This is a genomic window from Aquimarina sp. KJ22-3, assembly GCF_055808215.1.
The window spans coordinates 5265830-5278401 of the sequence record NZ_CM147859.1; the positions used below are offsets into that span (position 1 = coordinate 5265830).

The 12572-nt window shown below is 37.3% G+C and carries 10 protein-coding genes and 1 tRNA gene; 6 read left to right on the forward strand and 5 right to left on the reverse strand.

Annotation, left to right across the window (positions count from 1 at the left end; genetic code table 11):
* Window positions 1-182 precede the first annotated feature (182 nt).
* Both AC0L3Q_RS24345 and AC0L3Q_RS24350 read left to right on the forward strand, forming a co-directional pair.
* Window positions 183-3437 carry a TonB-dependent receptor gene (locus AC0L3Q_RS24345; RefSeq protein WP_473283738.1) on the forward strand — a complete coding sequence of 1085 codons (3255 nt, stop codon included), beginning with the start codon at window positions 183-185 and terminating at the stop codon, window positions 3435-3437.
* Between the two features lie 100 nt (window positions 3438-3537).
* Complete coding sequence (locus AC0L3Q_RS24350) at window positions 3538-3981, forward strand: hypothetical protein (RefSeq protein WP_073316164.1); 444 nt, start codon at window positions 3538-3540, stop codon at window positions 3979-3981.
* 67 nt (window positions 3982-4048) lie between these two features.
* On the opposite strand, the gene AC0L3Q_RS24355 is transcribed toward AC0L3Q_RS24350, so the two are convergent.
* Entirely contained in the window at window positions 4049-4471 is a 423-nt protein-coding gene (locus AC0L3Q_RS24355; RefSeq protein ID WP_473283740.1) for a secondary thiamine-phosphate synthase enzyme YjbQ, read from the reverse strand.
* Between the two features lie 141 nt (window positions 4472-4612).
* Here AC0L3Q_RS24355 and AC0L3Q_RS24360 point away from each other — a divergent pair, with 141 nt between their 5' ends.
* The gene (locus AC0L3Q_RS24360; RefSeq protein ID WP_473283743.1) at window positions 4613-5434 is read left to right on the forward strand and encodes an HAD family hydrolase; all 822 of its coding nucleotides are present in this window, start codon (window positions 4613-4615) and stop codon (window positions 5432-5434) included.
* A gap of 377 nt (window positions 5435-5811) precedes the next feature.
* On the opposite strand, the gene lepA is transcribed toward AC0L3Q_RS24360, so the two are convergent.
* Window positions 5812-7608 (reverse strand): translation elongation factor 4, encoded by a 1797-nt coding sequence (gene lepA / locus AC0L3Q_RS24365; protein ID WP_473283745.1) that lies wholly within the window; start codon window positions 7606-7608, stop codon window positions 5812-5814.
* A 239-nt stretch (window positions 7609-7847) separates the two neighbouring features.
* Between lepA and dusB the strand changes: the two genes are divergently transcribed.
* A complete protein-coding gene (dusB, locus tag AC0L3Q_RS24370) occupies window positions 7848-8840 on the forward strand; it encodes a tRNA dihydrouridine synthase DusB (protein WP_473283747.1) in 993 nt (330 codons plus the stop codon).
* A 3-nt stretch (window positions 8841-8843) separates the two neighbouring features.
* Here the strand turns inward: dusB and AC0L3Q_RS24375 are convergent, their stop codons facing one another.
* Together AC0L3Q_RS24375 and rbfA are read right to left on the reverse strand one after the other, a co-directional pair.
* Window positions 8844-10046, reverse strand: coding sequence for an ABC transporter permease (locus AC0L3Q_RS24375; RefSeq protein ID WP_473283749.1), 1203 nt, complete (start codon window positions 10044-10046; stop codon window positions 8844-8846).
* Window positions 10043-10435 carry a 30S ribosome-binding factor RbfA gene (gene rbfA, locus AC0L3Q_RS24380; RefSeq protein ID WP_073316214.1) on the reverse strand — a complete coding sequence of 131 codons (393 nt, stop codon included), beginning with the start codon at window positions 10433-10435 and terminating at the stop codon, window positions 10043-10045. Before rbfA ends, AC0L3Q_RS24375 begins: the two co-directional genes overlap by 4 nt.
* Before the next feature lie 353 nt (window positions 10436-10788).
* Here rbfA and mce point away from each other — a divergent pair, with 353 nt between their 5' ends.
* Window positions 10789-11190 (forward strand): methylmalonyl-CoA epimerase, encoded by a 402-nt coding sequence (gene mce, locus AC0L3Q_RS24385; RefSeq protein ID WP_473287012.1) that lies wholly within the window; start codon window positions 10789-10791, stop codon window positions 11188-11190.
* Window positions 11191-11245: 55 nt separating this feature from the next.
* Window positions 11246-11319: transfer RNA gene (locus AC0L3Q_RS24390), tRNA-Ile, on the forward strand.
* Between the two features lie 165 nt (window positions 11320-11484).
* On the opposite strand, the gene AC0L3Q_RS24395 is transcribed toward AC0L3Q_RS24390, so the two are convergent.
* Window positions 11485-12225 carry a hypothetical protein gene (locus AC0L3Q_RS24395; RefSeq protein ID WP_473283752.1) on the reverse strand — a complete coding sequence of 247 codons (741 nt, stop codon included), beginning with the start codon at window positions 12223-12225 and terminating at the stop codon, window positions 11485-11487.
* Between the last annotated feature and the right edge of the window lie 347 nt (window positions 12226-12572).

Genomic DNA, 12572 nt, shown 5'->3' on the forward strand with positions numbered 1-12572 from the left:
AATTAACATAATTTTAGTTAATAACTTTTGAAAATTTTCAACTCACTGACAACCAACGTCATCCATATTTATAGTTACTTTAATACCATAAAATTTTTGTGAAAAAGTCTTAACGTTAAGATAAAGTAGGTTTCCACAAAGATTTGTTCATTTGCACGGATTAATTAACTCAATTATTTATAATGAAAAAGATTACATTTTTACTTGCTGTAATCCTGTTAGCATTCGTTGGGGAAACGTATGCACAAGGGGTAACTACATCATCGATGAATGGTAAGGTTGTTGACAACACTGGTGAGCCTTTACCAGGTGCAACAGTACTAGCTGTTCATGGTCCAACCGGGACTAAGTACGGTGTAACTACAGATTTTGATGGATTTTATCGCATTAATAACATGCGTGTAGGAGGACCATACCGTGTAACAATTACATATGTTGGTTTTCAAGGTTTTGTGAAAGACGGTGTTTTTCTTCAATTAGGACAAGCCGAAAAGATCAACACACAACTTCAAGAAGCTTCTAACGTGTTAGAAGAGGTGGTAATTACCGCGACTCGAGATGGTGTTTTCGATTCTGGAAAAACTGGGGCCGAAACTACGGTAACGCAGCGTGAAATTAATACATTACCTAACACATCTAGGGCGATTGCAGAATTTGTGAGAGTAACTCCACAGGCTCAGTTGACTGAAGGAAATGACGGTTTCTCTGTTTCTATTGCTGGTCAAAACAACCGTTTCAACGGTATCTATATTGATGGTGCTGTAAACAATGACGTTTTTGGTCTTGCAGGATCAGGAACCAACGGAGGACAAACGGGAATTAACCCTTTCTCTATCGATGCAATAGAAACTTTCCAGATTAATGTTGCTCCATTTGATGTAAGACAATCAGGTTTTGCTGGGGGTGCGATCAACGCGATTACTCGTTCTGGATCTAACCAGTGGCAAGCTTCTGCTTATACGTTCTTCAAAAATGAAGACTTAGTAGGTAAAACCCCTGTTGATTTAGTGGATGAAGGTGAAGAAAGAGAAAAAACGGATGAGTTTACTGCACTTACTTATGGTATGAGAGTTGGTGGACCGATCATCAAGGATAAGTTATTCTTCTTTGCAAACTACGAAAGAGTAGACAACGAAACTCCTGCTCCTTTCAACATCTCGAACTATAGAGGTAACTCTTCAGCTCAGGATCTTGCTAACTTAAGACAAACGATCTTAAGTCGTTATAACTACGATATCGGAACATTTGATAATAATGCTTCGACATTATTAGGTAATACATTTACGGTTCGTTTAGACTGGAATATTGATGATAACAACCAAATCTTCATCAAAAACAACTACGTGAAGTCTGAAAACTTAGAAGGAAGAGGATCTAGTAACGGTACTATTAACTTTACTAACGGATCTGAATTATTCGAAAGTGTTGCTAATACAACTACTTTAGAGTGGAACTCTACTATCGGAGATAAATTCTCTAACAACTTAATCTTAGGATACTCTTTGGTAAGAGATGACCGTGATCCTGATGGTGACCCATTCCCAACTGTTTTCTTAGATGATGGAGACGGAGGAATCAACTTTGGTGCAGAGCGTTTCAGTACTGCAAACCTTCTTGATCAGGATGTATTTACATTCGCAAACAACTTCAGTATCTTCTCAGGAAGACATACGATTACTATTGGTACTCAAAACGAATTTGCTTCTACAAAGAACTTATTCTTCAGAAATAACTTTGGACGTTACAGATACTTTGACAACAGTGGTGCAGGAACTACAGGTGTTGATGCATTCTTAAACAACGAAGCTGCTAGCCGTTACGATTATAACTACTCATTACTTCCTGGTGGTGGTGTAGGTGATGAGTCTACCGGAGCTGCAGAATTTGATCGTCTTGTTCTTGGATTCTACGTTCAGGATGAAGTACAAATGACAGACAACTTAAAGTTAACTGCTGGTTTACGTGTTGATATTCCGATGTGGGATGACGGATTAGTAAACGAAGACTTTAATACAAGAACTGTAGCACTTCTTGAAGCTGCTGGAAAAGATCTTCAAGGTGCAAGAGTAGGAAAAGCGATCAGGTCAAGAGCACATATCGCTCCTAGAATTGGTTTCAACTGGGATGTAAATGGAGACAGAACTACACAGCTTCGTGGTGGTTTAGGTATCTTTACTTCTCGAGTACCATTAGTATGGGCTGGTGGAACATATAACAACAATGGTATTACTCAAGGGGTAAGTGATGCAAGAGATTTTAACGATCCTATCTTCTTTAACCCAGATGTAAATACACAGCTAAGACACTTAACTCCTGGTTCTGGTGATGTAGGTGGACAAATTGACTTATTTGCTCCTGATACTAAGTTACCACAGATCATGAAGTACAACATCGCGGTAGATCAAAAATTACCTTGGTGGGGACTTATTGCTTCAGCAGACCTTCTTTACCAGGATAACATTACTCAGTTACAGTACGAGAACTTAAATATTAGAGAAGCTTCAGAAACACTTAATAATGGTCCTGACAACAGACCAAGATACAACCTGTTTGATCGTATTGATCCAACTTACGGTTCTGGAATCTATTTAGCTTCTAACACTGGAGAAGGATATTCTTGGAATGCTTCTTTCACCTTAACTAAGCCATTCGATAATGGTTTCCAAGGAAGTTTCTCTTACTCTTACGGTGATTCTGAAAACATCTTTGATGCTACTTCATCTCAGAACAGTTCTCAGTGGAACAACCAGGTAACCGTAAATGGTAAAAACGCTAGACAACCGTTAACACGTTCTGATTTCTCTGCTGGACACAGAATCATCAGTAATATTTCTTATGAGTTCAAATGGACAGAAAATATCAAAACTACTCTTGGTTTAGTATATGAAGCAACTCAGTCTCGTCCATTCTCTTACACTTACGGAAATGAGAATAACGAATTAGTGCTTAACGACGATTTTGATGATGGTGCATTAATTTATGTGCCTAGAGACGCTAGCGAAATCCAATTTGATGGAACAGCTGCAGAGCAAGCTGCACAATGGGAAGCGTTTAACAACTATATCGAAAACGATGATTACCTAAGCGAAAGAAGAGGAGATTATGCTGAAAGAAATGGTGACAGAGGACCATGGAACCACATCTTCGACTTAAGATTCGTACAGGATTTCTCTATCCAGGTTGGAGAAAACAGACATGGTTTACAGTTGACTGCGGATATCTTAAACTTCGGAAACTTCTTGAACAAGGAGTGGGGAGTTAGAAAGTTTATCTCTAGTGAAGTAACCTTATTAGATATCGTTGATATCGATAGTAACAATGTACCTACTTTCCAATTAAATGAAAATATAATTGACGATGTAGAGCAAATTGATGACTTCGGAAATCAATCTTCTAGATGGCAAATGCAAATCGGATTACGTTACTTGTTTAACTAATCTGTAACTTATACCAACCAAAAACCTCATTCTGTTAGAATGAGGTTTTTTTATTCTTTATAGTTACCTTTGAAAAAACGAAACACATAAACACTTCACTATGTACGAAGCTATTCAAATTGTTCACTCTTATTGGGCGTATCTGGTATTATTAATCGTTACTTTGGCTACTATAAATGCTTTGATCGGTTTTTTTACCAAGAGAGAGTATGCTCCCAAAGATTTTAGAGTTTCTTTATTTGCTCTTATTGTGTCACACATCCAACTACTGATCGGAATTGTGATTTTCTTTTTATCTCCTCTTGTCGTATGGTTTTCAGGAACACACGGTATGGGAGAAATCATGAAAGACTCTACCCTAAGGTTGTATAATGTAGAGCATCCACTAACCATGATCCTTATGATTACTTTTATTACTGTTGGGTATTCTAAGCACAAAAAGAAATTAACCTCTACTCCAAAATTCAAAATGCTAGCCATTTTTTATACCCTGGCTTGGATTCTAATGTTATCCCGAATTCCATGGGCACAATGGTTTGATTAATATATAGAAATTAGGCTTATCGAATTATAAAGTTGATGGTTCGATAAGCCTACTATTCTGATTCATTTTAGGACCCAAACACGGTCAACACCAACTTCCTGGCACCTCCATAATCTCGATGTTCGCATAGATAAACACCTTGCCAGGTTCCCAAATTTAACCTCCCATTAGTAACCGGTATTTGCACTGAAGTTCCCATTAGCGAAGCTTTAATATGCGCAGGCATATCATCAGGACCTTCATAGGTATGAATGTAATACGGAGCGTCTTCGGGCACCATCACATTCATATGACTTTCAAAATCTTGTCGTACTGTAGGATCAGCATTCTCATTGATCGTAAGACTCGCTGAAGTATGTTTAATAAATACCTGCAACTGCCCAATTTGTATTTCTTTCAACTCAGGAAACAAAGCTTCTATTTCTCGAGTGATTAAGTGAAATCCTCTGGGATATGGTTGTAGTTGTATTTCTTTTTGGAAGAATTTCATATTTCTTTGTTGTTGGTCCCTTGCAGCTTACCAAACTGTTTTAAAATACCGCTTTTCAGCTAAATTAATATTATCTTCACATAAATAGCCCTAGTTTTAGCACAAACTCTTATACCTTTAACCTAGGAAACCACAATTGTTATGGATTTATCACAAATTAAATTGGTCGCTACCGACATGGACGGAACACTTCTCAATTCTAAGGGAGAAGTAAGTCGTCATTTCTTCGAACTTTTTGAAGAGCTTAATTCGCTTGGTGTAACCTTTGTTGCTGCAAGCGGAAGACAATATTATAGTATTATCGATAAGCTAAAACCTATCAAAGATGATATCTATGTTATTGCAGAGAATGGAGCACTTACGATGAGGCAAAACAAGGAGCTTCAAACCACCGAAATTGATCGGGAAACCTATTTGGAGTTACTGGAAATTGCCAGAACTTTGAAAGGCTCTCAAGTGATTCTTTGTGGTCGAAAAAAAGGGTACATCGAAGATTATGGGCAAGATTTTGTAGATATGTTTTCAGAATATTATGGCCGTTATGAAATTGTAGAAAACCTGGCAGAAGTTACCGATGATAAATACCTCAAAATTGCAATTTGTAATCAAAAAGGATCCGAAAAATATCTGTATCCAGCCTTAAAACATCTGGAAGACAAACTAAAAGTAAAAGTGTCTGGAGAAATTTGGTTGGATCTGTCTCATAATTTGGCAAACAAAGGTCATGCGCTACAGCAATTGCAGGAAAAATATCAGATTTCTACCCAAGAAACACTGGTTTTTGGAGATTATAATAATGATCTAGAGATGATGACCCGTGCACAATATAGCTTCGCTATGGAAAACGCACATCCCAATGTAAAAGAAGTTGCTAATTACACCACAAAGAGTAATAATGATAATGGGGTTGAATACATCTTATCAAAAATGATCGACGACAAAAAACTTGCAGCCCAAGTATAAGCTGTTGGATTCTTGATGAAGAAAAGCAGAATTCTGCTGAACTAAAAGATGTTATATTTTCTTTACGACAAACAAGCTAGTACTACAGCAATCGCAAAAAAATATACATAAATAGGGATACGGGTAGGCGAAAAATTTTGCATAGTTGTTAGTTTAGTGCAATAGTGATAACGTACAAATGGCTACTTTATGATATAGCAGTAAATCATACGCATCGCTACAAATTACTTAGGTCTAGGGGTTTACCGACCGCAAGATACAAATTTTTTACAGAAAATGAGTATTTCAGCGAATAAAATTGCACTTAAACCTATTATAGCACAAATAAAAAGAAGTCTGTTTCTTACAAGTATATTTCTAGTTCAGGTCGATGATCGTTAGTCATTCAACTTCAGTACGGCCATAAATGCTTCCTGAGGAATTTCTACATTACCTACCTGACGCATACGCTTTTTACCCTTCTTCTGTTTTTCCAATAATTTTCTTTTACGAGAAATATCACCACCATAACATTTGGCAGTAACATCTTTACGAAGGGCTTTCACCGTTTCTCGAGCAATAATTTTAGCTCCAATGGCTGCCTGGATAGGAATATCAAACTGTTGTCTAGGGATGAGTTCCTTCAGTTTTTCGCACATTTTCTTACCAATATCGTATGCATTATCCTGATGTAACAAGGCAGAAAGTGCATCTACCGTATTTGCATTTAAAAGTACATCTACTTTCACCAGTTTTGACGCTCTCATACCGATAGGGGCATAATCAAAAGAAGCATACCCTTTGGAAACCGTTTTTAAACGATCGTAAAAATCAAAAACGATCTCTGCCAAAGGCATATCAAAAGTCAGCTCAACACGTTCTGGAGTAAGATAGGTTTGATTGGTAATTTGTCCTCTTTTTTCGATACACAATGACATTACCGGACCGACAAAGTCTGCTTTGGTAATAATCGAAGCTTTAATGAAAGGCTCTTCTACCCGATTCATTTTTGAAGGGTCGGGTAAGTCCGAAGGGTTATTTACAATAATGACCTCATCCGGTTCTTTATTGGTAAACGCATGATAAGATACGTTAGGAACCGTAGTAATTACGGTCATATTAAATTCTCGCTCTAGTCGTTCCTGGATAATTTCCATGTGTAACATCCCCAGGAATCCACATCGAAAACCAAAGCCCAAAGCCGCAGAACTCTCTGGTGTAAATACCAGTGAGGCATCATTAAGCTGTAGTTTCTCCATAGAAGCGCGAAGTTCTTCATAATCCTCAGTATCTACCGGGTAAATCCCTGCAAATACCATAGGTTTTACATCTTCAAATCCTTCAATCGCATTTTGAGTAGGCACTTTGGCATCGGTAACGGTATCTCCTACTTTTACCTCCCTTGCATCTTTAATTCCTGTGATCAAATATCCTACATCTCCAGTTTTTATAACTTGTTTAGGAACCTGATTCAACTTTAACGTTCCTATTTCATCAGCAAAATAGTTCTTGCCCGTTGCAACAAATTTAATCTGTTGCCCTTTCTTGATTTCTCCGTTAACTACCCTAAAATAAGTTTCCACTCCTCTAAAAGGGTTGTACACCGAATCAAAAATTAGTGCTTGCAATGGTTCTTCAGGGTTTCCTTCTGGGGCAGGTATGCGTTCGATTACCGCTTCCAAAATCTCTTCGATCCCAATACCGGTTTTTGCACTGGCAGGGATTACTTCTTCGGCATCACATCCTAACAAATCCACGATATCATCGGTTACCTCTTCTGGATTCGCACTAGGTAAATCTACTTTATTAAGTACAGGTATAATCTCCAAATCATTCTCCAGAGCCAAATACAGGTTAGAAATGGTCTGAGCCTGTATACTTTGTGCAGCATCTACAACCAACAATGCTCCTTCGCAGGCAGCAATAGATCGAGAAACTTCATAAGAGAAATCCACGTGTCCAGGAGTATCAATAAGATTCAACACATATTGTTCTCCTTTGTACGTATACTCCATTTGTATCGCATGACTCTTGATGGTGATCCCACGTTCTCGCTCAAGATCCATATTATCCAATAGCTGAGCCTGCGCCTCACGAGCAGTTACCGAACCGGTATAATCCAATAGCCGATCTGCCAACGTACTTTTACCATGGTCGATATGCGCTATAATACAAAAGTTTCTAATATGCTTCATTCTTCTTTCTCAAATAGGTTTTGGGCGTGCCCTTCCATTTCATTACAGGTCGGGCTTTCCGCGCTACAGGGTAGCTTGCTACTATCCCTCACGCAATTTTCACACTGTTAATGACTTGCAAATATAATTGATTTTAGAAGGTTTATGTCATCTCTCACGGTATTTTTACCCCAGATATTCCTAGCTTCAATTCTTAGGTCTATTATAATTCGTATTTTTGCCAAAAATTAATAGTTGCTGTGGCTAAGATTGGAGACATAGATGTAGGAGAATTTCCTTTGTTATTAGCACCGATGGAAGACGTAAGTGATCCTCCGTTTCGTGCTTTGTGTAAAGAACAAGGGGCTGATGTGGTATATACCGAATTTATTTCGAGCGAAGGGCTCATTCGGGATGCTGCAAAGAGTGTTATGAAATTAGATATCTACGAAAAAGAACGACCTGTTGGTATTCAAATCTTTGGTGCCAACCTGGATTCGATGCTTAAATCTGTAGAGATTGTAGAAGCCTCAGGACCCGATATTATCGATATCAATTTTGGTTGCCCTGTAAAGAAAGTAGTGAGCAAAGGCGCTGGAGCAGGAATTTTAAAAGACATTGATCTTATGGTATCGCTTACAAAAGCTATGGTAGAGCATACCAAACTACCTGTAACCGTAAAAACAAGGTTAGGTTGGGATCACGATTCTATCCGAATAGTAGAAGTAGCAGAACGTTTACAAGATGTGGGTTGTAAAGCCATTTCAATACATGGTCGTACTCGTGCCCAAATGTATAAAGGCAATGCCGACTGGAGACCCATTGCCGAGGTAAAAAACAATCCCAGAATGCATATTCCTGTGTTTGGAAACGGGGATGTAGACTCTCCAGAACGTGCAGTAGAAATGAGAGATCAATACGGTTTGGATGGTGCTATGATCGGTAGAGCCAGCATTGGATACCCTTGGTTTTTTAAAGAAGTAAAGCACTTTTTTAAGACAGGAGAACATCTAGCTCCCCCTACTATTGAAGAGCGTGTAACCGCAGCGCGTAGACATTTACAAATGTCTATCGATTGGAAAGGAGAAAAATTAGGTGTTTTTGAAACACGAAGACACTATACCAATTATTTCAAGGGCATTCCACACTTCAAAGAATATCGCACCAAAATGGTAACCAGCGATCATCCTGATGATGTTTTTGCTGCTTTTGACGAAGTTTTGGAAAAGTTTGCCGGATATCAGTTTGTATAGAGATTAACTCACCAACTCGTAGTTAATTCTACTAGATGCTAGCAATGAGGCTATAAATCCTATGACCGTTATGGTAAGAAATACTACCACAAAACTCATTACGGTAATTTTTGTGGGATAGGCCAACGATGGTGTTATCATTAGTAAGCCAAATTGCTGTTGTAATACGATAAGGATATACCCTAAAAGTAATCCCAAAATGGCTCCAAGCACCGTCATTAATGATCCCTGAAATAAAAATATTTTTCGAATCATAGGCACCGTAGCTCCAATATTGTAAAGGGTTTTGGCATTCCCTTTTTTGTCGATAATCATCATAATGATAGCCCCTGCAACATTAAATAAGGCAATGATCGCAATAAGAGTAATCACCAGATAAGAGACCAGATTCTCGGTATTCAGCATCTTATATAGGGTATCATTGAGCTGTACTCTATTTTTTACAATCGCATCATGACCAAAAATCGAAGAAAGTTTTTCTCTAAGTGACGCCTCGTCTGCCCCTGGAGCTAGTTTTAGTTCTATATGCGTAACTTTATCTTTTGGAAGATCCAACAAGGCTCTGGCAAGACCTGTAGTTGCAAAAATGTACTTTTTATCCAGCTCTTCATTTACACTATAAATACCAATATTTACCACCTTTTCTACTCGAAACGCTTTGGAGGGATCATTCGGGATTCCTTTACCAGGTTTGGGAGCATAAATACTCAACAAATTGGTATAGGTTGGCTCCACGGTCATGCTTAATTCACGGCTAATGCCGTTACCTGCAACTACCTGAAAATCATTGTTGGTCAGCCATTCTCCATACACGATAATACTGTCGGTTTGGATCACATTGCTGTAATTTTGATCGACTCCTTTTATGAAGGCTGCTTTCTGCTTATCCCTAAATTCTAAAAAAACCCGCTCTTCTATTATTTCAGAAAAATGAGCGACTTCCTCAAGACCTTTTAATTTTTCTTTTTGGGTAGCGTCGAAAGTGAATGTTTTTCCACTAGCGGGAAAAATCTTAAGATCCGGATCAAAATAAGACGAAAACTGAAGGCTAAAATCTTTAAGCCCGGCAAAACCTGACAATACCAAAAACAAGGCCATCGCCCCTATAACTACTCCGGTTGCTGCAATGATCGTAATAATATTGATCGCATTACTGCTCCCTGGAGAGAATAGATATCGCTTGGCGATGTAGTATGAAAAATTCACTTCTTTTTACGCCTTTCCAATAAATCTGGATTATGAATAGGGTTTTCTTCTCCCTTTACCGCTTTTTCTATATTAGAGATATATTCTAGAGAATCATCAATAAAAAAGTACATCTCTGGCATACGACGTAGTTGATTTTTGGTACGTAATGCCACCTGATGTTTGATTTGTGATTTTACAGCATTTACTTCCTTTAGTACATTTTCTCCCTCTTCATGCGGAAAGATACTCATATATACTTTTGCGATAGAAAGATCTGTAGTAACACTTACCTTGGTCACGGAAACCAAAATCCCCTTCACCCCAGCATCACGCAGTGCTTGCTGTATTACATCGGCTACGTCGCGTTGCAATACTCCAGCAATTTTTTTCTGTCTGTTTGTTTCCATAGGTGCAAAAATACATATTAATATTATTTAAGACTAAGACACTTTATCTTTTAGATAACTTAAACAGTACTTTTCCATAATTCATTCATTTTCTTTGCTTGCCCAAAGAAAAGAATCAAAAGAAAAGGCACTTTTTCTTAGGCATTTTTCAACTAGGTTGAAAACCATATTTATTTTCCTAAAATCTTTCCAAGGCTTCAAGATTTTCTACGAAAAATAAATAGCTATGCTTACAGAAAAAGATTTGAAAGCGCTGCTTTTAAACGTATGGGTTTGTGATATGTTTATTCTTAAAACCACTAAAATTATTTTAATTTTATCCCATCGTATAATAAAAAAGTAAAATGAGTCACATTAATAAAATAGAACATTTAGGTATTGCCGTAAAGGATATCGACAAAGCCAATGCGTTGTATGAGCAACTATTGGGTGTAGCTCCTTACAAACAGGAAGAAGTAGAAAGCGAAGCGGTGATTACTTCTTTTTTTAAGGTTGGAGAGAGTAAAATCGAATTACTGGCCAGCACCGATGAAGAAGGTCCGATAGGAAAATTTATCTCCAAAAAAGGAGAAGGTATTCACCATATTGCTTTTGATGTAGATGATATAGAAAAAGAACTGGAAAGATTAGAAAAAGAAGGGTTTCAGATCATTAACAAAGCCCCCAAACGTGGAGCAGACAACAAGCTCGTTGCTTTTCTGCATCCCAAAAGCACCAATGGGGTTTTAATAGAGCTTTGTCAGGATATAAATTAAAATAAAAAATGTTTGGCGTGTATTGGTCAAATCCTTAAATTTGCCGTCCGTTTTAGGTCCCATAGCTCAGCTGGTTAGAGCACCTGACTCATAATCAGGGGGTCCTTGGTTCGAGCCCAAGTGGGACCACCTTTAAACAAAAGGCTTTGTAGAGTTTAATCTCACAAAGCCTTTTTTAATGTGCATATGATTTGCATACAATATCTCTAAACTCAACAAGCCAAAACTGTTGTTATTTCATGTTTTTTTAAGTTCTATTTAAAATCCATACAAAATTCAAAAAATCTCCTATCTCTAATTTTTCTCATCATTACTTATAAAAGAATTTGGTTTATATATGTGCTTAGGAACATATTTCTCTATAATATATGGAGTAATTTCATCTAAGGTTTTTCCTGTTGTTGGGTGTAATCCGGGTGCTGTAAAATATTCTATCTCTCCTTTCTTATTCTTATAATACCATATTAAAGGTTCACGAGTTTCTTCAGAGAAAAACTTGGTTAGTATAGTCACTTCAATTTTTTTAAAATTGGTAACTAACTTGGGATCGTAAGGTTTTATCCTTTCCCCAGATTTAGGGTGAAAATTGAGATTACAAGATATTTCTTCATAACGATTATTCACCCAAGCCATACATTTACTTGAATTATTAATTTTAGTACCATCTTTTTTCACTAACGAACCTATAAACATTAATAGTACTATGGATACACTAACCCCTACAAATATCTTAATATAAAGCCTTATTGACGGTTTAGGTTCTGTTGTAATATTACTATTCTTCTCGACGTATTCCTTATAATCTTCATACCCAAGGTATTTACAGAATAAATCAACACTATCTCCATTAGGGTTACTTCTTTTTTTACCTTCAATATATTTTTCATAGGCTCTTTCAGGCGTTCTATAACCAAAAACCTCATTCATTTGTTTAGAGATATAACTTGATAATGCATACTTCGTATGAGAAGCGCTTCCCTTTTTTGCTTTTTCAAACATTTCCTTAACAATTCTACCTACAATTTTCTGATCCATTACTAAAAATCTAAAAAAATCTGTTAGTCAAATATTAGACAATCCCGTCGAAAACCCAATGTTTACAAGTGTCTAAAACTTGGTTAAAACAAGTCTAACTTTTGGCTATACTAACCCCTAAACTATCTAATACATTTGTCTCAACAGCTAGTTCTTACGATGTCATGCTAACATAGTAAATGTACAAAACTAGTTATTACGAAAATTCGTAATGCAGTTGGTATTCAGCCAATTGGAAAGTAGCTAAATGTGACTGCTGGGAATTTTCACTTTCCAAAAAACAAAGGAGTACTCCCTTTTCTAACGGATGCTGCAAAGCAAACATATCTGGGCCAAATCCCCGGACA